The 21798-nt window shown below is 68.5% G+C and carries 22 protein-coding genes; 19 read left to right on the top strand and 3 right to left on the bottom strand.

Features of this window, described 5'->3' with window-relative positions; translation table 11 throughout:
- Positions 1-110 precede the first annotated feature (110 nt).
- The 11 genes from J2W21_RS08685 (at position 111) to J2W21_RS08635 (ending at position 8074) form a co-directional block, all read left to right on the top strand.
- Positions 111-413 carry an urease subunit gamma gene (locus J2W21_RS08685; RefSeq protein ID WP_307114105.1) on the top strand — a complete coding sequence of 101 codons (303 nt, stop codon included), beginning with the start codon at positions 111-113 and terminating at the stop codon, positions 411-413.
- Between the two features lie 9 nt (positions 414-422).
- Positions 423-731: an urease subunit beta gene (locus tag J2W21_RS08680; protein ID WP_307114104.1), complete on the top strand. Its 309-nt coding sequence runs from the start codon at positions 423-425 to the stop codon at positions 729-731.
- A 22-nt stretch (positions 732-753) separates the two neighbouring features.
- Complete coding sequence (gene ureC / locus J2W21_RS08675) at positions 754-2481, top strand: urease subunit alpha (RefSeq protein ID WP_307114103.1); 1728 nt, start codon at positions 754-756, stop codon at positions 2479-2481.
- A gap of 47 nt (positions 2482-2528) precedes the next feature.
- Positions 2529-3014: an urease accessory protein UreE gene (gene ureE, locus J2W21_RS08670; RefSeq protein ID WP_373423091.1), complete on the top strand. Its 486-nt coding sequence runs from the start codon at positions 2529-2531 to the stop codon at positions 3012-3014.
- Between the two features lie 16 nt (positions 3015-3030).
- The gene (locus J2W21_RS08665; protein ID WP_307114102.1) at positions 3031-3732 is read left to right on the top strand and encodes an urease accessory protein UreF; all 702 of its coding nucleotides are present in this window, start codon (positions 3031-3033) and stop codon (positions 3730-3732) included.
- A gap of 55 nt (positions 3733-3787) precedes the next feature.
- On the top strand, positions 3788-4399 hold the full coding sequence (gene ureG, locus J2W21_RS08660) for an urease accessory protein UreG (protein WP_307114101.1): 612 nt from the start codon (positions 3788-3790) through the stop codon (positions 4397-4399).
- Positions 4396-5229: an urease accessory protein UreD gene (locus J2W21_RS08655; RefSeq protein ID WP_307114100.1), complete on the top strand. Its 834-nt coding sequence runs from the start codon at positions 4396-4398 to the stop codon at positions 5227-5229. The genes ureG and J2W21_RS08655 overlap by 4 nt, the downstream gene beginning before the upstream one ends.
- Before the next feature lie 49 nt (positions 5230-5278).
- Positions 5279-6199, top strand: a complete 921-nt coding sequence (locus tag J2W21_RS08650; RefSeq protein WP_307114099.1) for a ribonuclease Z — start codon at positions 5279-5281, stop codon at positions 6197-6199.
- A complete protein-coding gene (gene soxR, locus J2W21_RS08645) occupies positions 6186-6632 on the top strand; it encodes a redox-sensitive transcriptional activator SoxR (protein WP_307114098.1) in 447 nt (148 codons plus the stop codon). Before J2W21_RS08650 ends, soxR begins: the two co-directional genes overlap by 14 nt.
- A 100-nt stretch (positions 6633-6732) precedes the next feature.
- Positions 6733-7257 (top strand): flavin reductase family protein, encoded by a 525-nt coding sequence (locus J2W21_RS08640; RefSeq protein WP_307114097.1) that lies wholly within the window; start codon positions 6733-6735, stop codon positions 7255-7257.
- Between the two features lie 199 nt (positions 7258-7456).
- Positions 7457-8074 carry a recombinase family protein gene (locus tag J2W21_RS08635; protein WP_444965507.1) on the top strand — a complete coding sequence of 206 codons (618 nt, stop codon included), beginning with the start codon at positions 7457-7459 and terminating at the stop codon, positions 8072-8074.
- 185 nt (positions 8075-8259) lie between these two features.
- Here J2W21_RS08635 and J2W21_RS08630 read toward each other — a convergent pair whose 3' ends face one another.
- Together J2W21_RS08630 and J2W21_RS08625 are read right to left on the bottom strand one after the other, a co-directional pair.
- Positions 8260-9759 carry a CoA-acylating methylmalonate-semialdehyde dehydrogenase gene (locus J2W21_RS08630; RefSeq protein ID WP_307114095.1) on the bottom strand — a complete coding sequence of 500 codons (1500 nt, stop codon included), beginning with the start codon at positions 9757-9759 and terminating at the stop codon, positions 8260-8262.
- A gap of 36 nt (positions 9760-9795) precedes the next feature.
- The gene (locus J2W21_RS08625) at positions 9796-10956 is read right to left on the bottom strand and encodes an iron-containing alcohol dehydrogenase (protein WP_307114094.1); all 1161 of its coding nucleotides are present in this window, start codon (positions 10954-10956) and stop codon (positions 9796-9798) included.
- Between the two features lie 145 nt (positions 10957-11101).
- Between J2W21_RS08625 and J2W21_RS08620 the strand changes: the two genes are divergently transcribed.
- Positions 11102-11989 (top strand): LysR family transcriptional regulator, encoded by an 888-nt coding sequence (locus J2W21_RS08620; RefSeq protein ID WP_307114093.1) that lies wholly within the window; start codon positions 11102-11104, stop codon positions 11987-11989.
- 75 nt (positions 11990-12064) lie between these two features.
- Here J2W21_RS08620 and J2W21_RS08615 read toward each other — a convergent pair whose 3' ends face one another.
- The gene (locus J2W21_RS08615; RefSeq protein ID WP_307114092.1) at positions 12065-13300 is read right to left on the bottom strand and encodes a PucR family transcriptional regulator; all 1236 of its coding nucleotides are present in this window, start codon (positions 13298-13300) and stop codon (positions 12065-12067) included.
- Positions 13301-13406: 106 nt separating this feature from the next.
- On the opposite strand from J2W21_RS08615, the gene J2W21_RS08610 reads away from it, so the two are divergent.
- From J2W21_RS08610 to J2W21_RS08580, 7 genes are all read left to right on the top strand, one after another.
- The gene (locus J2W21_RS08610; protein ID WP_307114091.1) at positions 13407-14426 is read left to right on the top strand and encodes an NAD-dependent epimerase/dehydratase family protein; all 1020 of its coding nucleotides are present in this window, start codon (positions 13407-13409) and stop codon (positions 14424-14426) included.
- Position 14427: 1 nt separating this feature from the next.
- A complete protein-coding gene (locus J2W21_RS08605) occupies positions 14428-15165 on the top strand; it encodes a DUF4286 family protein (protein ID WP_307114090.1) in 738 nt (245 codons plus the stop codon).
- A 30-nt stretch (positions 15166-15195) separates the two neighbouring features.
- Positions 15196-16032 (top strand): fumarylacetoacetate hydrolase family protein, encoded by an 837-nt coding sequence (locus J2W21_RS08600; protein ID WP_307114089.1) that lies wholly within the window; start codon positions 15196-15198, stop codon positions 16030-16032.
- Between the two features lie 91 nt (positions 16033-16123).
- Positions 16124-17416, top strand: coding sequence for an MFS transporter (locus tag J2W21_RS08595; protein WP_307114088.1), 1293 nt, complete (start codon positions 16124-16126; stop codon positions 17414-17416).
- Positions 17417-18033: 617 nt separating this feature from the next.
- Positions 18034-18948, top strand: a complete 915-nt coding sequence (locus J2W21_RS08590; protein ID WP_307114250.1) for a LysR family transcriptional regulator — start codon at positions 18034-18036, stop codon at positions 18946-18948.
- A gap of 131 nt (positions 18949-19079) precedes the next feature.
- Positions 19080-20177, top strand: a complete 1098-nt coding sequence (locus J2W21_RS08585) for a tartrate dehydrogenase (RefSeq protein WP_307114087.1) — start codon at positions 19080-19082, stop codon at positions 20175-20177.
- Between the two features lie 274 nt (positions 20178-20451).
- A complete protein-coding gene (locus J2W21_RS08580) occupies positions 20452-21774 on the top strand; it encodes a cation:dicarboxylate symporter family transporter (RefSeq protein ID WP_307114086.1) in 1323 nt (440 codons plus the stop codon).
- The last annotated feature ends 24 nt before the right edge of the window (positions 21775-21798 follow it).

Genomic DNA, 21798 nt, shown 5'->3' with positions numbered 1-21798 from the left:
TCGGCGCCCGTCTGGGAGTTCCCGGAGAGTTTCCCGGTCCCTCCGTCACAACCGCCGCCGGCAGTCCTAGGGTGAAGGGGTCCGCCCCGGCCAGAGCGCAAGGAGCAGCCGTGCACCTCACACCCCGCGAACAGGAGAAGCTGCAGATCGTGGTGGCAGCGGACCTCGCGCGCCGGCGGCAGGCCCGGGGGCTCAAGCTCAACTTCCCGGAAGCCGTCGCGATCATCACCTATGAGCTCATCGAGGGGGCGCGCGACGGCAGGACCGTCGCCGAGCTCATGAGCTACGGGACCACGGTCCTCACGCGCGAGGACGTCATGGAGGGCGTGCCCGAGATGGTGCACGACGTGCAGGTCGAGGCGACGTTTCCCGACGGCACCAAGCTCGTCACGGTCCACGACCCCATCCGATAGGAGCAGCCCATGATCCCCGGCGAATACGTCCTGGCCGACGGCCCCGTGGTGTGCAACGAGGGGCGCGAGACGGTCGAGCTCGAGGTGACCAACACCGGCGACCGCCCCGTCCAGGTCGGCTCCCACTTCCACTTCTCCGAGACCAACCGGGCCCTCGACTTCGACCGTGCGGCGGCCCGGGGCTTCCACCTCGACATCCCCGCCGGCACCGCCGTCCGGTTCGAGCCCGGGGACCGGAAGACGGTCCGCCTCGTGGCCATGGCGGGAGCGCGGGCCGTCCACGGCTTCTCCAACGCCGTCAACGGGCCCCTCGACTGACCGCAGGCACGGGAGGACTTCCATGAGCTTCGAGATGAGCCGGCGCCAGTACGCGGACCTCTACGGGCCCACCCGGGGCGACTGCGTGCGCCTGGCCGACACCGACCTCTTTCTCGAGGTCGAGGACGACCTCACCGGCCACGGCGACGAGGCGGTGTTCGGCGGCGGCAAGGTCATCCGCGACGGCATGGGCCAGGACGGCAACACCGTGCGCGACGCCGCCCCCGGGCACCCCGCAGTGGCCGACACGGTCATCACGAGCGTGGTCGTCCTCGACTACACCGGGATCTACAAGGCGGACCTCGGCCTGCGCGACGGGCGCATCCTCGCGATCGGCAAGGCCGGCAACCCGAACATCATGGACGGCGTGACGATCGTGATCGGGCCCAGCACCGAGGTCATCTCCGGCGAGGGCCGGATCGTCACCGCCGGCGGCATCGACACCCACATCCACTTCATCAGCCCCGACCAATTCGCCACCGCCCTGAACTCGGGGATCACGACCTTCATCGGCGGCGGCACGGGCCCCGCCGAGGGCACCAAGGCGACCACCGTCACCCCCGGACCGTGGAACCTCGCGAACATGCTCAAGGCGGTGGAGGACGTGCCGCTCAACGTGGGCTTCCTCGGCAAGGGCCACGCGAGCTCGGTCGAGCCGCTCGCCGAGCAGATCGAGGCCGGCGCGATCGGGCTCAAGGTCCACGAGGACTGGGGCGCCACTGCCGCGGCCATCGATGCCTCGCTGCGCGTCGCGGACCACTACGACGTCCAGGTCGCCATCCACACGGACACGCTCAACGAGGGCGGCTTCGTCGAGGACACCATCGCGGCGATCGCCGGCCGGGTCATCCACACGTACCACACCGAGGGCGCGGGCGGCGGGCATGCCCCGGACATCATCCGGATCGCCGGGCTGCCCAACGTGCTCCCGGCCTCGACCAACCCCACACTGCCCTACACCCGCAACACCGAGGAAGAGCATCTCGACATGCTCATGGTCTGCCACCACCTCAACCCCGACATCCCCGAGGACGTGGCCTTCGCGGACTCGCGGATCCGCCCCGAGACGATCGCCGCCGAGGACGTGCTGCAGGACCTGGGGGTCTTCTCGATCACGAGCTCCGACTCGCAGGCCATGGGCCGCGTGGGCGAGGTGATCATCCGCACCTGGCAGGTCGCGGACAAGATGAAGGCCCAGCGCGGCAAGCTCGCCGCCGACAGCGCCCGCGGGGACAACTTCCGCATCAAGCGGTACATCTCCAAGTACACGATCAACCCCGCCATCGCCCACGGCGTGGCCGAGTACATCGGCAGCATCGAGGTGGGCAAGCTCGCGGACCTCGTCCTGTGGGACCCGGCGTTCTTCGGCGTCAAGCCGTACGCGGTCCTCAAGGGCGGCCAGATCGTCAGCTCCCTCATGGGCGACTCGAACGGGTCGATCCCCACGCCCCAGCCGCAGACCATGCGCGCCTCGTTCGGCGCGATGGGCACGGCCGTGCACGCCTCCTCGATCACCTTCATGTCCCAGGCGGCCGTGGACGCCGGCGTCCCCGAGGCCCTCGGCCTGCGCAAGCGCGTCCGGGCCGTGCGCGGCATCCGGAACCTGCGCAAGTCGGACCTGAAGTTCAACGGGGAGACGCCGCAGATCGAGGTGGACCCCGAGACCTACGAGGTCCGGGTCAACGGCGAGGAGGCCACCTGCGAACCGGTGGACGTCCTGCCGATGGCCCAGCGCTACTTCCTCTTCTGAGCCACCGTGTCCCGAAGAGCCGGCCACGAGAGAGAAGGCGGAAACCAGTGATCGTCGAGAGCATCGCCGGGAACCTCGCGCAGCTCGATCCAGCGGAACTCGAGCGCGCGCACGTGGAGAGGGTCGTGCTGCCCAGCGCCGCGCTCGTGCGGCGCATCCAGCGCGTGACCACGGACCACGGCCGCGAAATCGGGCTCCGGCTCTCCGCGCCCCCCGGGCCGGACGGCGACCTGCGCGACGGCGACATCCTCGTGCGCGACGACCACGGCCTCGTGGTCGTCTCCGTCGAGGCCACGGACGTGCTCGTGATCGCCCCGCGGTCGATCCACGAGATGGGCGTGACCGCGCACGCGCTCGGCAACCGGCACCTGCAGGCGCAGTTCTTCGACGCCGGCTCCGAGTACGGGGCGGAGGTCATGGTGGTCCAGTACGACCACACCGTCCAGGACTACCTCGACCACCACCGCGTCCCCTACGCGCGGCAGGATCGCGTGATGCCGGTGCCGTTCCGCCACGCCGGGCACACCCACTGAAGGGCCGGACTGCACGATGGACTGGCTCCTGCCGCTGGTGCAGCTGTGCGACTCGGCCCTGCCCACCGGGTCCTTCGCCCACAGCTTCGGGCTCGAGACCTACCTCGACCGGGGCGCCGTCCACGACGAGGCGAGCTTCCGCGGCTGGCTCGAGCAGTTCCTCGACCACCAGCTCGTGCCCGCCGACGGGCTCGCGGTGCGCCTCGCCGCCGAGGCGAGTGCCGGCGTCGGCCGTGAATCCGCAGCGGCTGCCGACGACCTCGAGGACCTCGACGCCCTCATGCACGCCCAGGCCCTCCCGCTCCAGCTCCGCACGGCGGGGGTGACCATAGGGCGGCGGCTCATCGAGATCGGCCGGAACGCGCTCCCCGGGCCGCGGCTCGAGCAGTACGGGCGGCTCGTGGACGAGGGGCGCTGCCGCGGGCACCAGGCCATCGCGTTCGCGCTCATCGGCGTGGACCACGGTGCGCCGGTGGAGGTCCTGGTCCGCTCCTACCTGTTCTCCACCGTCACGGCCCTCACGCAGAACGCGGTCCGCGGTGTGCCCCTGGGCCAGAACGCGGGGCAGCGCGTCCTCGCGGCCCTGCGGCCCCGCGTCGACGCGGCGGCGCACCGGATCGGGGGCCTCGACCGCAGGGACCTCGGCGGCGTGCCGCCGGGGCTCGAGATCGCCCAGATGCAGCACGAGACCCAGCGGGCCCGGCTCTTCATGAGCTGACCGGGCCGTCGGGCGCCGCGGCGCCCCCAGATCACGAACCAGGAAGGACAGCAGCATGCACGCGGTGAAGATCGGAATCGGCGGCCCAGTGGGAGCCGGCAAGACCCAGCTCGTGGAGCGCCTGACCCGCGCCCTCAGCCACGAGATCTCCATGGCCGCCATCACGAACGACATCTACACGGTCGAGGACGCCAAGATCCTCGCGCACACGAGCGTCCTGCCGCTCGACCGGATCGTCGGGCTGGAGACCGGCGGCTGCCCGCACACCGCGATCCGCGAGGACACCTCGATGAACCAGGCGGCCGTCGACGGGCTCATCGAGGCCCACCCGGACCTGCAGGTGATCTTCATCGAGTCCGGCGGGGACAACCTCTCGGCGACGTTCAGCCCCGAGCTCGTGGACTTCTCCATCTACATCATCGATGTGGCGCAGGGGGAGAAGATCCCGCGCAAGGCCGGCCAGGGCATGATCAAGTCGGACCTGTTCATCATCAACAAGACGGACCTCGCCCCGCACGTGGGCGCCGACCTGGCCGTGATGGAGGCGGATTCGCGGGAATTCCGCGGCGAGAAGGCCTTCTGCTTCACGAACCTCAAGACGGACGAGGGCCTCGAGCGCGTGATCCACTGGCTCAAGCACGACGTCCTCATGATGGACCTCGTATGAGCCTGCTCGCCCGGGGCGAGCTCGACCTCGTGATCGGCCGGCGCGGGGAACGGTCGGTGGCCGCCGCGCAGTACCACCGCGGGGCGCTCCGCGTTCTGCGGCCCATGTACCTGGACGGGAGCGGGCAGGTGACGTACGTCGTGGTCAATCCCGGCGGGGCGTACCTGGACGGCGACCGGTACCGCCTCGACGTCACCGTGGAGGACGGCGCCCAGCTGCTGCTCACCACCCAAGCCGCGACCAAGGTCTACCGCACCCCCCGGGACCGGGCCGTCCAGGACCTCACCGTGCGGCTCGGGCCCGGCGCCCGGCTCGACTACCTCCCGGACCAGCTCATCGCCTACCGCGCCTCCCGCTACGAGCAGGAGACGCGGATCGACATGGACCCGTCCGCGAGCCTCGTCATGGCGGAAGTCGTGACGCCGGGGTGGTCGCCGTCCGGGGCGCCCTTCGGCTACGAGCGGCTCCGCCTGCGCACCGAGGTCAGCATGGGCGGCCGGCCCGTGGCGCTGGACAACCTCATCCTTGAGCCCGCGGCCAGCAGGAACGGCATCGCGAGCCTCGGGCTGCTCGAGGGCCGCTCGCATCTGGGCTCGATGCTTGTAATCGACCCGCGCGCGGGCGAGGAGACCGTGGGCCTGGCCCGGAAGCTCCTCGCCGAGCGCGCCGGCGACCTCCTCGGCGGCGTCTCGGCCCTGCCCGTGCCCGGGTTCGCGCTGCGGGTCCTCGGCCGCTCCACGCAGGCCGTGGACGGGATCATCCTGGCCGTGGTCAACGCTCTCCGCGCCGCCTGGCACGGCCAGGGCGCCCTCGACCTGCGCAAGTACTGACGCCGCGGCGAGGCCGGGCGGGCGACGCCGGGCGGGCGATACTGGGCAGATGCGCGAACTCGTGGTCCTCGGCACCGCGTCGCAGGTGCCCACGCGCGCCCGCAACCACAACGGCTACCTCCTGCTCTGGGACGGCGAGGGGATCCTCTTCGACCCGGGCGAGGGCACGCAGCGCCAGATGATCCATGCCGGGGTGGCCGCGACGAAGGTGACGCGCATCTGCCTCACCCACGTGCACGGCGACCACTGCTACGGGCTGCCCGGCGTGCTCTCCCGCATGGCGCTGGACCGTGTGGAGCATCCCGTCCAGCTGCACTACCCCGCCTCCGGAGAGGAGACGGTCCGGGCCCTCGTCGCCGTCTCGACGCCCGGGATCGACCTGCGCCTCGTGCCCCACGGGGCGGCCGGGGAGATCGCCCCGGGGCTCACCGTCGAGCCCCTCCGGCACCGCATCGACACCTTCGGCTACCGGCTCGCGGAGCCGGACGGGCGCACCATCGTGCGGGAGCGGCTCGCCGCCGCCGGCATCCACGGCCCGGACGTAGCGCGGCTGCAGCGCGAGGGCCGCCTCGGCGGTGTGCGGATCGAGGACGTGAGCGTGCCGCGCCGCGGCCAGCGGTTCGCCTTCGTCATGGACACCGCCCCGTGCGAGGGCGCCGTGGCGCTGGCCGAGGACGCCGACCTCCTCGTCGCCGAGTGCACGTTCAGCGACGACGACGCCGCGCTCGCCGAGCAGTACCTCCACCTCACCGCCGGGCAGGCCGGCGCGATTGCAGGCGCCGCGCGCGCCCGGAACCTCGTGCTGACGCACTTCTCCTCCCGGTATCCAGAGGTGGGCGAGCTGGAAGGCCAGGCGCGGCGGCGGGCCGGGGACGCCGTCGTGCGCGCAGCGGCGGACCTGGACCGGTTCGGGTTCACGCGGCGGCGCGGAGCCTGGATGGGGGAGGAGGACCGCGATGGAGACGGGTAGCGGCGAGGCCGAGGAGCTCACCGTGGGCCAGCTCGCGGCGCGGAGCGGGCTCTCGGTCTCCGCGCTGCACTTCTACGAGCGGCAGGGGCTGATCCACAGCCGCCGCACCTCCGGCAACCAGCGGCGCTACCCGCGCTCCATCCTGCGGCGCGTGGCCGTCATCAAGGCCGCCCAGCGGGCCGGCATCCCGCTGGCCACGGTCGCGGAGGCGTTCGGGCTGCTTCCGCACGACGGCGTGCCCACCCAGCAGGACTGGGGCCGGCTCTCGAGGGCGTGGCGAGCCGAGATCGACGAGCGGATCGCCCGGCTCGAGCACCTGCGGGACCGGCTCGACGGGTGCATCGCGTGCGGCTGCCTCTCGCTCTCGACCTGCAGCCTCGTCAACCCGGACGACAGGCTCGGCACGTCCGGGGCCTCCGCACTCGAGCCGTGAGGGGTGACAATGGTCACGTTCGATTGACCTCAACGATTGTTGAGGTCCTAGCGTCGTAGGAGGCCCCGAGGTGCTCGGGCGCCCCGACGAAAGACCAGGCATGACTGTGACCCCGACCTTCCTCAGCGTCTCCGGCGCCGACTCCGCCCTCTTCCGGGACGCGTTCCGCTCCCATCCCGCGGGCGTGGCGGTCGTGACGGCCGCGAGCCCCGAGGGGCCGGTCGGGCTCACCGCGTCCTCGGTCGCCTCCGTGGCGGTGGACCCGCCCTCGCTGGCCTTCTCCGTCTCCGGCGGCCGCTCGGCCGTGCACATCGCGGAGGCCGAGACGGTCCTGGTGCACCTCGTCGACGCCGGCCAGGTCGACCTGGTCCGCACGTTCGCGACTCCCGGCTCGCCCCGCTTCACCGACGCGATGGACTGGGAGGCCCTGCCGACCGGCGAGCCCTGGCTCCGCGCCGCCCCCTGGGCCCTGCGCTGCGCCATCACCCACCGGGTGCCCGTGGGCGCCTCCGTCCTGCTGGCCGCGACCGTGCTCGAGGTGCTCGCGCAGGGGCGCCCGGGCGCGCCGCTCGTGTACCACGACCAGGCGTTCCATGCGCTGGGGGCGCATTCCCGGGTCGACTAGGGCTGGTCTCGGGGCGCCGGAACTCGCCTGGCGCTCGGGGCGTTAGACGACGCTTCTGTCCTCGTCCAATCTTCGAGAACGCCCGTGTACCCGTTCTTGTACGCGAACGATCGTTTATGAGACACCGCCGGACTGCTCCCGTCCTGCCGCGGATTTCGTGGACTCAGGTTGTGATGCTTATCGTGTACGCGCCTACGCCATGCTTTCCCCAGTTATTCGATACAGCTCCGGCATGCGTGTGGGGTATGGGAGGGTGTCGACGAGGGACCAGCATGTGGACGCCCAGCGTGATGCCCTCGCTGCAGTTGGGTGCGAGCAGGTCTTCGTGGACTCGGTCTCCGGGAAGCTCGCTTCTCGGCCAGGGCTGGAGAAGGCGCTGCTTTCGGCGAACCGGGCGGGGGACCAGCTGGTGGTGACGAAGCTGGACCGGCTCGGCCGGTCTTTGGAGAACCTGATCGAACTCTCGAAGCAGCTCCAAGCCAAGGGCGTGGACCTCGTGGTGCTGGACCAGGGAATCGACACCTCGACCGCGGTGGGGAAGATGTTCTTCCACATCCTCGGTGCGATTGCCGAGTTCGAGCACGCCCTGATGTCCGAGCGGACCCGGGACGGCCTCGCCGCGGCCAGGGCCCGCGGCCGTACTGGCGGGCAGAAGCCCAAGCTCGGGCCGCGGCAGGTGCGCCTGGCGCGCCAGATGTACGAGGAGACAGGGCCCGACGGGAAGCGCGCCCACACCGTGGCGCAGATTGCCGCAGAGTTCGGTGTCACCCGCCCCACCATCTATCGGCACCTCTCCAAACAGCATCCCAGGCTCTGAACCGGTGGGTGTGCCCGGGCCGGATGGGTTATGGGCGAACACGGCTGGCTGGGGCGATCGGGGAACTGGCTGCAGATCTGCGGAGGAAGCGCGGCGGCTCCACAGATGACGGGCCGCCGCGCCAGATGGGCTTTGCTTCCTCAGCTCGTATGCCCCCCTGTGTGAAGTCGGCTCGGGGGCGTTTTCTAGTTGGAGGGGAAGTTGTAGGAGGCGCCTGAGGCGTGGGTTGGCTCGGGCCAGCGCTGGGTGATGACCTTGCCGCGGGTGTAGAAGGACACGCCTTCGGGGCCGTAGATGTGCTTGTCTCCGAAGAGGGAGTTCTTCCAGCCGCCGAAGGAGTGGTAGGCGACCGGGACAGGGATCGGGACGTTGACCCCGACCATGCCGACTTGGACCTGACGCTGGAACTTGCGGGCGGCGGCGCCATTGGTGGTGAAGATCGCGGTGCCGTTGCCGTAGGGATTGGCGTTGATGAGCCGGATGCCTTCCTCGAGGTCTTCGACGCGGACGACGACGAGGACGGGGCCGAAGATCTCCTCGGTGTAGGCGCTCATCTCGGTCTGGACGTGGTCGATGACGGTCGGGCCGACCCAGAATCCGTCTTCGTGGCCGGCGACGACGAGGTCGCGCCCGTCTACGACCATTGCGGCTCCGGCGTGCTCGGCCTCGGCGATGGTCTTGATGATGAATGCCTTGGACTCGGGGCTGATGACCGGGCCCATGTCGGCGTCGGGCTCGGTGCCGTTCTTGACCTTGACCGCGAGGGCGCGCTCCTCGACCTTCTTCACCAGCAGGTCGGCCGCGTCGCTGACGGCGACCGCGACGGAGATCGCCATGCAGCGCTGGCCGGCGGAGCCGAATGCGGCGGCGGCGAGGTGGTCGGCGGCGTTGTCCATGTCCGCGTCCGGGAGGACGATGGCGTGGTTCTTCGCCCCGCCCAGGGCCTGGACGCGCTTGCCGTGGGCGGTGGCGGTCTCGACGATGTGCTTGGCCACCGGGGTGGAGCCGACGAAGGAGATTGCGTCGACGTCCGGGTGGGTGAGTAGGCCCGAGATGGTCTCCCGGTCGCCGTGGAGGACCTGGAACACGCCGTCCGGCAGCCCGGCCTGCTTCCACAGGTCGGCGAGGAGCATGGCCGCAGACGGGACGCGGCCCGAGGGCTTGAGAATGAAGGCGTTGCCGGTCGCGATCGCCATCGGTGCCATCCACAGCGGGACCATGACGGGGAAGTTGAACGGGGTGATGCCGGCGACAACGCCGACGGGCTGGCGGTAGGAGAAGACGTCGATGCCGGTGGAGGCCTGGTCGGAGTAGTCGCCCTTGAGCAGCTGCGGGATGCCGCAGGCGAACTCGATCACCTCCAGGCCGCGGCCGATCTCGCCTTTGGCGTCGGAGAGGACCTTGCCATGCTCGGATGTGATGATCGCGGCCAGCTCATCGGTGTGGGCCGCGACGAGCTCGCGGAACCGGAACAGGACGGCGGTGCGCTTGGCCAGGGAGATGTCGCCCCAGGATTCGGAGGCCTTCTTTGCGGCGGCGACCGCGGCCTCCAGGTCCTGACGGTCTGCCAGGCACAGGGCACCGGTCTGTTCGCCGGTCGCCGGGTTGAACACTGGCTGGGTCCGCTCGCCGAGGCCGGTCGTCTCTTCGCCGTTGAGGAAATGCGGAATCGTCGTGATGGTCATTTTTGCTCCTGTTTGGGTGGATCTTTGGGGGGCGGGTCAGGCGTAGATCTTGGCGTAGAGCTTCTCGATCTCAGCCGCGTCCGGCACGACGGGGTTGTTGTCCGGGGAGCCCGAGGCGAGGGCCTGCTGGGCCATGAGGGGGAGCAGTCGGTGCCAGTCGCCCGCGCTGATTCCGTGGGACTGGGGTGTGGGGACGCCCAGGTCCGAGTTGAGGGCGTGGAGTTCGGCGACGAGCGCCTTGGCGGCCGCCTCGTCGTCGTCTTGGGGGCCGGCGGCTCCGAGGGCGCGGGCGCAGTCGGCGTATCGGGTTTCCGCACCGGCGATTGAGAACTCGGTGACGGTGGGGAAGAGCATGGCATTGGCGAGCCCATGGGCGATGTGGAAGTGGGCGCCAAGAGGGCGGCTCATCCCGTGGACGAGGGCGACGCTCGAATTGGAGAACGCGATGCCGGCCTGGGTGGCGGCCAGCATCATGGCCTCCCGGGCATCCCTGTTCGATCCGTTCTTGTAGACCTCGCGGAGGTTGCCGCCGATAGCGGAGATCGCGGCCAGGGCGAAGCCGTCGGAGAAGGGGTTGGCTTTGCGGCTCACGTAGGCCTCGATGGCGTGGGTGAGCGCGTCGATGCCGGTGTCGGCGCTGAGCCGGGCCGGCATCGAGAGGGTGAGTTCGTAGTCCACGACGGCGGCGACAGGCAGGAATGCAGGGCCGGCGCAGAGCATCTTCTCGTTCGTCTCGGAGTCGCTGATGATGGAGAACTGGGTCGCCTCGGACCCGCTGCCCGCCGTCGTGGGGACCGCGACGACAGGGAGCGAGGGACCGGTGTTCCGCCTTGGCGCCTTGTACTGGCGCATGGGCCCGCCCCGCTTGGAGAGGAAGCCCAGCGCCTTGGCGGTATCGATCGAGCTGCCGCCGCCGAGGCCCACCAGGACGTCGGCGTCGTGCTGCCTGACCGCCGCGAGTCCGGCAGCGAGTGAGTCCGTCGTAGGGTCGGGGACGGTCTCGGCGAAGACCGCGGCCTCGAAGCCGTTCTCATGCAGGGCCTGGAGGGCGATGTCGGCGGTCCCGGACTTCTGCATGAACGGATCGGTGACGATGAGTGGGCGGCGCGCGCCGATTTCGGCGATGACATCGCCGAGTTCTCGGACGGCGCCGGCGCCGATCTTCATGGTGCGCGGCAGAGCAATGTGGAAAGTCATGGGATCCTCCGGTGAGGGGTGAGGCCCGGCGGGGAATTCACGGCGCCGGGAGCGACTTCCAGTCTCTGTGCAGACGAGATGCTGGGCAAGGCACACATTGGCGCATCGCTGTGCATGGATGCACACCGGTTCGTAGACTGAGGGCGTGATCCAATCAGATGACCTTCGATTCTTCCTGGAGGTCGCCCGTACGGGGAGGCTGGTCGCTGCCGCCAGGGGGCTGGGCGTCGAGCACACGACCGTGGGCCGGAGGGTGACTCAGCTGGAACGGGCCGCGGGGACGCGCCTGTTCGACCGCACGCCCAGCGGCTGGGAGCTCACTGAGGCCGGGCAGCGGCTGGTCGTCCACGCAGAGGCGATCGAATCGTCGCTCCTGGCCGCCTCTGAGGAGCTTGGCTCGGCCCGCGGGCGGTTGTCGGGCACGCTGCGGATCGCCGCCCCGGACGGGTTCGGCGCGTTTGTGCTCTCCCCCGGGCTGGGCGGACTACGATCCGCCTACCCGGACCTCACGGTCGAGGTCGTCACGGCGACGCGCCTGAATCTGCTGGCCACCCGCGAGTTCGACATCGGGATCGCGCTCGAGGAGCCGACGACCAGAGGCGTGCAATCGAGGGTGCTGGCGAGATACGGGCTGAGCTTCTACGCGAGCCCCGACTACCTCTCCCGCGCCGGACAACCCGCCAGCCTCGCCGATCTGGGCGCGCATCCGGTGATCGGCTACGTCGACTCGCTCCTGGACATCCCCGCCCTGCGGTTCCTCGACACCGCACTTCCCGGGGTGCGCCCGGCGATCCAGACCAACAATGTGACCGGGCAGTGGATGGCCGCCGTGGCCGGTCTCGGGGTCGCCGCCCTCCCCGACTTCGTCGCCGCACAGGACGACAGGCTGGTGCGGATCATCGAGGGGACGAGGATAGAGCGCACCTACTGGATCGCTGTCCCCACGGAGCACCAGCGGCTCGCCAGGACCCGCGCCGCGGAATCGGCCATCCTCGAGCTGGTCCGCGAGCACGGGTACCTCAGGGCGGCGTAACCGGACCGAGGTATTCCCTGCCCGGTGCGGGCCGCTTTCGGGAAGTCCACGGCGCGGCAGGGATCTGTCTTCCGTCTACTTCGGCGGCTGCGCGGATGGCGATGGCCCGCGGTGAGCTCGAACTGCTCCCGTCAGCTGTGCCCAGCGAAGGGCAAGGGCCATCTCTATGATGTCCGGAGTGCGGGTAGGGTCGTGGCCTGTCAGCTCCGCGATCTTCCTGACTCGGTGGCCGACGGTGTTGACATGCACGAACATTCGACGCGCTGTCCGTGACTGCGACAGATCCTCGTAGAGCAGTGTTTCGAGCGTCTCCAGAAGATGCGGATAGGGGAACAGCGGCGCGATGCGTGAGGCGACGAGCGCATCCGCGGCCGCAGGTCTGCCGCTGATGATGACCTCCAGCAGCGCGTTCCGGTACTCGACGACGGACGCCCCGTCTCCTCGGACGACAGCGGCCCGAGCCGAGTCGGCAGCCTGGCGGCAGGACTCTCCCGCGCGGTCCAGCCCAGCCACTTCCTCCCCGACACCGCAGACGACTCGCGAGTCCCCATCGAAGGAGGCAATGGCTGCCGAGAGTGCCTCGACTGCCCTGTCTGCGCCTCCGTGGGGGGAGATCAGGCCCACAGTCATCGTCCCGACGTCGCCGAAGAGCAGCGCCGAAGCGAGGGGCTTGAGTTTCGCGGCCAGACGTCGCCGCAACCGTTGCAGGTCGAGCTGGGCGGGCTCGTCTGCCGTCTCCGCCAGCAGGGCGACAGCGAACCACGGCCAAGAGGGGCTGATGCCCAGGATCCGGGCCCAGCCGGCAATCTGATCGCGTTCGACCGGCAGTCCCGAGGCCACCGATCCGACCAGCTCGTTTTCCACCCTTTGCCTCGCGGCATCGATCGCGGTGGAGGTTTCACGGTAGGAGTTGATCATCTCGTCAGTGAGCAGGTCGAAGATCGTGATGACCAGATCCGCATAGTGGTTCGCCTGATCGGCGGGCCACGACCGCGCGTCGGAGAACAGGTCCAGAATGATCACCCGCTCCGTGGAGCGGTAGGCCTGGATGACGGACTCGAGCGGGACGGACTGGCTGGCCCGGCGCACGCCGAGGGAGCGCGCGTGGGCCAGTTCACGATAGCTCGGGGGCTGGTCGCGTCGGACGACCTCGATGGCGAGTTCGATGTTGCTCCGGACCGACGGAACGAGTTCGCTCTTCTCGAGCCGGTCAGGCGAGTAGCCCGGATAGACGGCCCACATCAGCGCGACGGCACGATCGGTCAGTGCATCGACATCAGGCGCGTACGGAAGCCGCGATTGTGAAACCATCACATGAGAATAGACCCAACGTTGGGAAAATGCGGCTATTCCTGATGGATTTCACAGCGCATGCTGGAGGAACATCCCAGCAACACCAAGGCGAAGGAGCCGGACGATGAAGACCACCATCGAGAAGATCGAAGCGGATCTGACCACCCCCACCCCGGGCCTCATCGAGGACATCGCACGGCTTGACGGCGACATCGCGGTACTCGGTGTCGGGGGCAAGGTCGGACCGTCCGTCGCGATCATGGCCCAGCGGGCGATCGACGAGGGAGGGCTCGACAAGAAGGTCTACGGCATCGCGCGCTTCTCCGACCAGGCTGCCCGGGACTCGCTCGAGAAGTACGGGGTCACCACTGTCCCGGCTGACCTCACCGACGATGCTCAGCTCGATGCCCTCCCCGATGCGGCGAATGTGATCTTCATGGCCGGCAAGAAGTTCGACACCGTGGGCAACGAGCACCTGACCTGGATGATGAACTCCTACCTCCCGGGACGGGTCGCACAGCGCTTCCGCGACTCGCGGATCGTCGCTTTCTCGACCCTGGTCACCTACCCGCTCGCCGACGTTGCCACGGGCGGCTCACGCGAAGAGGACCCGTCCGGGCCGATCGGGGAGTACGCGGCATCCTGCCTCGGCCGTGAGCGCGTCTTCGAGCACTTTTCCCGCAAGAACGGCACGCCCCTGCTGCTCTTCAGGCTCGGCTACTCGATCGAGACCCGCTACGGGGTTCTCCGGGAGATCGCGCAGGCGGTCCAGGACGGGCAGCCGATCCCGCTGGAGATGGGGCACGCGAGCGTCATCTGGCAGCGGGACGTCGCAGCGTACGCGATCCGGTCCCTCGGCCTTGCCGACACCCCGCCGCGCAAGCTCAACATCACCGGCCCCGAGATCGTCTCGATCCGATGGCTCGCGGAGCGGTTCGGAGAGCGGCTCGGAAAGGCCCCGGTCTTCGAGGGCACCGAGAGCGGGACGGCCTATGTCCTGGACGGCTCGGTGCTGCAGGGCGAGTTCGGGTTCCCCACGACGACGCTGCACGAGATGATCGACGTCGTCGCAGAGTGGGTCGCCCAGTCCGGCCCGAGCATCGGCAAGCCGACCAAGTTCCAGATCCGCAACGGCGCGTTCTGAGATGAGCTCGGCCACCTCTGTGCCGCAGACAGCTGCTTCCCCCCGCTTCGAGTCGGTCCTCGGCCAGGGCGCGATGGTCAATTGGATCACTGTCGCCTCCGAAGACGTCCCGATCTACGAGGACTGGTACAACTTCCAGCACCTCCCCGAGAGGGTGTCGACCCCGGGCTTCCTCCGTGCCCGGCGGTTCGTCGCGGTCGATCAGCCCTACCCCGGAAACGTCGACTACCTCACGGTCTACGAGACAGAAGACCCCACGGTGCTCGCCTCACCGGAGTACCTCCGCCGGCTCGACAACCCCACCGACCTCACTCGCCGCGTCGTACCGCTGTTCCGACAGTTCCGCCGCGCCGTCTGCGCGACGACTGTCGTGGCCGGGGAGGGATCGTCAGGACGGGTGCTTGCCATCGAGCTCGAACCGTCCAGCGACATCAGCTCCCTCCGCAGCGCCCTGCGCGACCAGATATTCCCCGCGGCCATCGCAGCCCATCAGATGCACGGCGGCTCGCTCTACGAACCCGATGCCCAGATCAGCGCGGCCAAGGACAACACGAAGGAGGGCCGGTCCTCATCCCAGGAGCAGGCCGAAGCCCTCTTGGTGCTGGTCGAGCTTCAGACCGGGGTCGACAGCGAGGAGCTGGCGGCACACGTGACTGCCACCCTCGCTGATCAGGGCGCAGCCCGTGCAGCCGGGCCGCCGCGGACCTTCGACCTGCTCTTCGAGCTCCGCTCCCGCTGACCCCAATTCCCAGCCAGACCAGGAGGATCCATGCGCATCGCCAATCTCCGCAACCGACTCGTCATCATCACCGATGAAGGCGCGATCGACGTCCAAGCCGCCAGTGACGGCCGTTTCGGTCCCGCACCCGAATCAGTGTTCGATGACTGGAAGGCCTTCGCCGAGTGGGCGCGCACCGCAACAGGCGAGGCACACCCCTTTGCCACCGCGGACCTCGGTGCCCCCGTCCCGGCCCCACGCCAGGTCTTCGCGATCGGGCTCAACTACGCCCGCCATGCCAAAGAGTCCAACCTCCCCCTGCCGCCCAAGCCAATGATCTTCACCAAATTCCAGAGCTCGATCACCGGCCCCACCGGGCAGATCCAGCTCTCCGGCGACACCGTCGACTGGGAGGTCGAGCTCGTGGCCGTCATCGGGGCAGCTGCGCGCAACGTCTCCGAAGCCGACGCGTGGTCCTACGTTGCGGGCTTCACCGCCGGCCAGGACCTCTCGGACCGCACCGTTCAGAACACCGGCTCGCCCGCACAGTTCAGCATGGGCAAGTCCTTCCCCGGGTTCGCCCCCATCGGCCCCATGCTCGTCACGCTCGATGAGTTCGACGACCCGAATGATCTGCGAGTCTCGACCCTCGTCAACGACGAGGTGAGGCAGGACTCCCGCACCTCCGACCTGGTCTTCAGCATCCCCGAACTGGTCTCCTACATCTCGGGCATCGTCACGCTGCTGCCCGGAGACCTCATCTTCACCGGGACCCCGGAGGGAGTCGGCCTCGGCCGCTCGCCCCAGCTATACCTGTCCCCGGGGGAGGTCCTCACCACGACAATCGAGGGCATCGGGACCATGCAGCACGAGATGGTCGCAAGCTGAACCCGACCCGCATCATCATCCATTCCGGCAGCATCCCTCCAAGGAAGCAGGGACCCCAATGACCAAACAGACCAGTCCGCAGGCAGCCACCATGGCGCAGAGACCCGCGGCCCTCACCGCAGCCACCGCCTACACCCCAGCCGAGCGCAGGTTCGTGCTCCTGTTCGCGATCGTGGGCGCCCTCATCGAAAGCATGGAGCTCAACCTCCTGAGCTACCCGCTCGGCGATCTTGCGGCGTCCTTCCGCGTCACCAATGCGGCCGTCGTCGCGACCATCACCGCCCAGAGCCTCGCCTCCATCGCCGGCGGCTTCCTGTTCGGCTGGATCGCCGACCGCTGGGGCAGGCGCCCAACCTACGTCGCCTTCACGGCTACCTACTCGGTCCTCGCCATCGCCGGCGCCCTGGTGACGAGCTTCGACATCTTCGTCATCACCCGGGTGCTCGCCGGCCTCGCCATGGGCGGCGCCTTCGGGGTGATCTTCGCGATGTTCTCGGAGAGCTGGAAGTCGCCCAAACGTGGGTTCATGGGATCGGTTCTGCAGGGCATGTTCATCGCAGGAACGCTCCTGACCCAGCTCATCCTCTTCATCACGATTTCGTCCCTCGGCTCGAACTCCGGGTGGCGCTGGGGATTCCTCGTGATCGGCGCCATGTGCCTGCTCATTGCGGCCGGCGCAGCATTCCGGCTCCCCGAGTCGAAGCTCTGGCGCGCCGCCCGCGACGCGAAGAAAAGAGGGGAGGGAGGGGAAGAAGACACTCCCCGCGCCGCAAAGCCCCCGCTGGAGACCGGCGCAGGCCCCCGCCGCATCGTGCTCGGCGCAGTCTTCCTCACCGTCTGCACCACCGGTGTCTTCGCCGCCAGCTACTCCTACATCACCTTCGCGCCGACCTTCCTCCGCCAAAACCTCGGCGTGTCCCTCAGCGTCTCGACGATCGTCCTCACGGTCGGCACTCTCCTGGGGATTGCGTCCTATCTGGTCTTCGGCATCCTCTCGGATCGCATCGGCCGCCGTATGGCAACGCTCTGGTCATGCGTGCTCGGCGTCCTCGGTTTCGGCGCCTTTGCACTGTTCGGCGGCGGCTCCCCGACGGTAGCCACAGTCGCCCTCATGGGTGCGGCAATCGGGTATGCGGGTTTCGGAGTGCTCGGCACCTGGATCTCCGAGTTCTACCCCACCCGCTTCCGGGCATTCGGATCCGGTGCGACCTACTACGTCGCACGCGGCCTCGGTTCGGGACTGTTTCCGCTGTTTGCCCTCTCGCTCGCCGGCGGCAATCTGCGATGGGCGCTGGCACTGGGCGGATTCGGCGCGATACTAGGCCTCCTGGGCTGCATCTTCGTCCCGGACACAGCAAACAAGATCATCACCGCCCAGGAATAACAACTGAAGCAAGGACCCTGGCCAGCGGCACCTTGGACAGGGGCAGACACGGGACTGGTCGAAGGATCGGCGAGCATTCGAGAATGCGGAATGCTCGCCGATCCTTCGACCAGTCGCGGCGGCCGTGGATCTGCGCGCGACCCGTTTCCCCGGTTCCCGAAGCTGTTGCCTCCAGTCACCGCGAGACGGAGGGTCCCTCACAACCCACTGCCAAGATGCGCCATCCCGTTCTCACCGTCCAGTCAAGGGCCATATCTCATCGATCTTGAGAATCACGGAGTGAGACGCATTGCTGAGACATCCAGGACCCTTGCGGTTCGTTGAGATTTCAGGGGAGTCGCTGCTCTGCGGGGAAAGGCGCCCCGCCCCCGCAACCGTCCCATCAAAGGAACCTTTGACCGGATAGAAGCCGGGACGCTCGGTGGCTCAAGGGGGCGGTGGGAACCGTGCGCCTGCACTGCGCTGGGTCGTCTGCGTTCGGCGCCGCTGCTGCGCGGCATCCGAACTCGGCCCGCTGAGCACCGAGCCTGGTGTCAATATGGGTGATAGGCGTGGGCTATCAGGGTTTCCTGCTCTCCCTGCCCCTTCCTGCCACTCGTTTCGCGAAGGAAAGCCGCGTGGATACCCGAAAGCTGAAGTACTTCCTGGCCGTCGTGGACCACGATGGGTTCAATCGGGCTGCAGAGCATCTGCTGGTAGCGCAGCCTTCGTTGTCCCAGACGATTGCCAGCCTTGAGAAGGATCTGGGGGTGCCCCTGTTCCATCGGATCGGCAGGCGGGCTGTCCTCAGTGAGGCCGGTCGGGAGCTGGTTGGCCCTGCCCGGCTGGTCATGCGGGACCTTGATACGGCCCAGTCCGCGGTCCAGGCTCTTCGGGGAGTCCGCAGCGGCCGGCTGGACATCATCACGATGCCGTCCCCGGGGGTCGAGCCATTGACGTCCATGATTGCCGGGTTCACCCGATCACACCCCTCGGTCCGGCTGAACGTTCAAGCTGCGTTCACCCCGGAGGAGGTCATCGAATCCGTGCGCAGCGGCAGCACGGAGATCGGGCTGGCCGGGTCCCCCAATCCCATACGGGTCCCCGGGGTCCAGGTGCTCGAGCTGGAGCGCCAGCCGCTGATCCTGATCGTGAACCCCCACACCGACACCTTCCGGCCGGGGACCGCAATCCAGCGCGAGGACCTGGCGGGCCACCGGTTCGTCGCGAGCCAGCGCGGATCGCTGATGCGCTGGCTCGTCGATGATGCCCTGGCCCGCGGCGTCGAGCTGGAGATCGTGGTCGAGGCGGCACACCGCACCTCCATCCTGCCGCTGGTCCTGGCCGGCGTCGGGCACGCCGTCATGCCTTCCTCCTGGGCACCGCTGGCGCACAAGTCCGGGCTCCGCACCCTTCTCATCGAGCCGGTGTCCGACCTGGATGTGGCAGTCCTCAGCCGCAAGCAGGACCTCACCCCGGCAGCAAGGGCCTTCCTGCAGGTCGCCGAGCTCCACGCGAACCGGCCAGAAGAGCCGCCCCACCAGCACACATAGGCCGAACCTATTTAGCGCATTCAATCTTGGTCTTGGACCCCGTCTCGCTGCGCCCCGTCTACTTGAAGAGGAAGGACGGTGTGACCCCGCTAACAGGGGGAGCACCCCACTCGGCGAGGAGACACATCACCATGAGCACGACCCAGAAGTTCAGCATCGCCTCCATCCCGGCGGACGGGGTGGGCAAGGAAGTCGTCGCAGCAGGCCGGCGGGTCCTGGACGCCCTGGCGGAGAACTCGAACGGCAAGTTCGCCTTCGACTGGACCGAGTTCCCCTGGGGCTCGGAGTACTACGCGAAGCACGGAGAGATGATGGATCCCAAGGGCCTGGACGCCCTGAAGGACTTCGACGCCATCTACTTCGGAGCCGTCGGCTGGGAGAACGTCCCAGACCACGTGAGCCTGTGGGGCCTGCGCCTGAACATCACCCAGAACTTCGACCAGTGGGCCAACATCCGCCCGGTGAAGTTCCTCCCGGGCGTGCAGTCCCCGCTGCGCAAGGCCGACAGCACCGAGCTTGACTGGGTCGTGGTCCGCGAGAACAGCGAGGGCGAGTACGCCGGCCTTGGCGGGCGCAACCTCTCCGGCCGCGGCCCGGGCAACGAGGTGGCCCTGCAGACGGCACTGTTCACGGAGAAGGGCTGCGAACGCATCATGCGCTTCGCCTTCGACCTGGCCCGGACCCGGACGGTGAAGAAGGTCTCCTCGGTGACCAAGTCCAACGCCCAGCAGTACGGCATGGTCCTGTGGGACGAGGTCTTCAACCGCGTCGCCCTGGACTACCCGGACGTGCAGACCGAGAGCGTACTGGTGGACGCGATGAGCGCCAAGTTCATCCTCAAGCCCGAGGAGCTATCCGTCGTCGTCGCCTCCAACCTGAACGCCGACATCCTCTCCGACCTCGGCTCGGCCCTGGCCGGAAGCCTGGGCCTGGCTGCCAGCGCCAACCTGAACCCGGAGCGCCGGTTCCCGTCGATGTTCGAACCGGTCCACGGCTCCGCCCCGGACATCGCCGGGAAGGGCATCAGCAACCCGATCGGCGCGATCGCCAGCGCGGCCCTGATGCTGGACAACTTCGGCCTGCACGAGGAAGCACGCCGGGTCGAGGCCGCCATCGAGGCCGCCACCGGCGCAGGCCACCTCACCCGCGATGTGGGCGGCCAGTCCGACACCGTGGACGTCACCGAGGCCATTATCAAGGCCCTCACACTCGCTCCGGCGGCCGTCTAGCAACCAGTCTCCCGGCGCCCCCACCGCGGTCGCCGGTGCCAGCGCCGGGGCGGGCAGTGAAGCAGTGCCGCTGCCCGCCCCGCACCAAACCTTCTCCCAGAACATCCTCCAGCGACATTCCACAATGAGGTAGGAATCATGGACCACGTCACCACAGCCGGCAGGGCGACGCCCGCCACCAAGCCCCGCTGGTACCGCCAGCTCTACTTCTGGGTAGACAGCGATCCTCATCGGCGTCCTCGTCGGCTGGCTCGCGCCGGCAACCGGCATCGCGGTGGAGCCGATCGGCACCACCTTCGTGAACGCGATGAAGATGCTCATCGGCCCCATCGTGTTCCTCACGATCGTGGGCGGCATAGCCAGCGTCGCGGACCTGAAGAAGGTCGGCATGACTGGGCTGAAAGCCCTGACGTACTTCCAGATCGGCACCATCTGCGCCCTGGCGATCGGGCTGGTGGCCATCAACGTCTTCCGCCTCGGTGACGGCGTCAACGCGCACGCCAGCGCGATCAAGACCTCTGACGCGGCCGCGAAGCTGATCGATGCGGGACAGCACGAGGAATGGTGGCAGTTCATCACCAACATCATCCCCACGAGCATCGTCCAGCCCTTCGTGGTGGGCGACATCCTCCAGATCATCTTCATCGCGGTGGTCTTCGGCATCGCCCTGAACGCCCTGGGCAAGGTGGGCGCCCCGGTCCTGGACGGTGTGCAGCGCCTCACCGGGGTGATGTTCAAGATCTTGGGCTTCATCATGAAGGCCGCGCCCCTGGGCGCGTTCGGCGCCATGGCCTTCGCCGTGGGCAGGTACGGTGTCTCCTCGCTGACCAGCATGGGCGGGCTCATCGTGCTGTTCTACGCCACGTCCATCGTGTTCGTCGTGGTGGTCCTCGGATCGGTGATGGCTTTCCTGAAGCTGAACATCTTCAGCATGATCCGGCACTTCAAAGAGGAGTACATGCTCATCCTGGGCACCTCCACCGCCGAGCCGGCCCTGCCCGGCCTGATGCGCAAGCTCGAGAACGCCGGTGTCAAGAAGGAGACCGTGGGCCTGGTGGTCCCCACCGGCTACAGCTTCAACCTGGACGGCGCCGCCATCTACCTGTCCCTGGCCGCGCTCTACATCGCCCAGGCCACGAACACGCACCTGAGCATCGGCCAGCAGCTGGGCCTGCTCGCGGTCATGCTCTTGACCTCCAAGGGCGCCGCAGGCGTGGCCGGCGGCGGCTTCATCGCCCTCACCGCCACCCTGGCGACCATCGGCACCATCCCTGCCGCAGGCATCATGCTGATCTTCGGCATCGACAAGTTCATGTCCGAATGCCGGGCCCTGGTCAACTTCACCGGCAACGCCGTCGCCACCTTGTTCATCGCCTGGTGGGACCGCACCCTCGACGCCGACCGCGTCCGCCGCGTCTTCGCCGGCGAAGCCGTCGAACCGGCGCCCAGCCAGGACCCCATCCACGTCGATGACGTCGCAGACATCGATGACGATCTTGTCGAATACGGCCACCACTCGCCCAAGCAGCTCGACCCAGCGGCGGACGCGGCACCGAAGCATTCCGCCGACGACGTCGACCTTGCCCAGTCCCGCTGATCGCAGCCCCGCCTATCCGGAAAA

The organism is Sinomonas atrocyanea, assembly GCF_030811715.1.
GTDB classification, from domain to species: Bacteria; Actinomycetota; Actinomycetes; order Actinomycetales; family Micrococcaceae; genus Sinomonas; species Sinomonas atrocyanea_A.
Note: the sequence above shows the minus strand (reverse complement) of the source record. Positions and strands in the feature narration are given on the sequence as shown.

Bases quoted from the DNA above. Each gene is read 5' to 3' on its own strand.
- J2W21_RS08680 (WP_307114104.1), top strand. From the start codon at position 423: ATGATCCCCGGCGAATACGTCCTGGCCGACGGCCCCGTGGTGTGCAAC.
- ureC (WP_307114103.1), top strand. From the start codon at position 754: ATGAGCTTCGAGATGAGCCGGCGCCAGTACGCGGACCTCTACGGGCCC.
- J2W21_RS08665 (WP_307114102.1), top strand. From the start codon at position 3,031: ATGGACTGGCTCCTGCCGCTGGTGCAGCTGTGCGACTCGGCCCTGCCC.
- ureG (WP_307114101.1), top strand. From the start codon at position 3,788: ATGCACGCGGTGAAGATCGGAATCGGCGGCCCAGTGGGAGCCGGCAAG.
- J2W21_RS08655 (WP_307114100.1), top strand. From the start codon at position 4,396: ATGAGCCTGCTCGCCCGGGGCGAGCTCGACCTCGTGATCGGCCGGCGC.
- J2W21_RS08650 (WP_307114099.1), top strand. From the start codon at position 5,279: ATGCGCGAACTCGTGGTCCTCGGCACCGCGTCGCAGGTGCCCACGCGC.
- soxR (WP_307114098.1), top strand. From the start codon at position 6,186: ATGGAGACGGGTAGCGGCGAGGCCGAGGAGCTCACCGTGGGCCAGCTC.
- J2W21_RS08640 (WP_307114097.1), top strand. From the start codon at position 6,733: ATGACTGTGACCCCGACCTTCCTCAGCGTCTCCGGCGCCGACTCCGCC.
- J2W21_RS08635 (WP_444965507.1), top strand. From the start codon at position 7,457: ATGCTTTCCCCAGTTATTCGATACAGCTCCGGCATGCGTGTGGGGTAT.
- J2W21_RS08630 (WP_307114095.1), bottom strand. From the start codon at position 9,759: ATGACCATCACGACGATTCCGCATTTCCTCAACGGCGAAGAGACGACC.
- J2W21_RS08625 (WP_307114094.1), bottom strand. From the start codon at position 10,956: ATGACTTTCCACATTGCTCTGCCGCGCACCATGAAGATCGGCGCCGGC.
- J2W21_RS08615 (WP_307114092.1), bottom strand. From the start codon at position 13,300: ATGGTTTCACAATCGCGGCTTCCGTACGCGCCTGATGTCGATGCACTG.
- J2W21_RS08610 (WP_307114091.1), top strand. From the start codon at position 13,407: ATGAAGACCACCATCGAGAAGATCGAAGCGGATCTGACCACCCCCACC.
- J2W21_RS08605 (WP_307114090.1), top strand. From the start codon at position 14,428: ATGAGCTCGGCCACCTCTGTGCCGCAGACAGCTGCTTCCCCCCGCTTC.
- J2W21_RS08600 (WP_307114089.1), top strand. From the start codon at position 15,196: ATGCGCATCGCCAATCTCCGCAACCGACTCGTCATCATCACCGATGAA.
- J2W21_RS08595 (WP_307114088.1), top strand. From the start codon at position 16,124: ATGGCGCAGAGACCCGCGGCCCTCACCGCAGCCACCGCCTACACCCCA.
- J2W21_RS08585 (WP_307114087.1), top strand. From the start codon at position 19,080: ATGAGCACGACCCAGAAGTTCAGCATCGCCTCCATCCCGGCGGACGGG.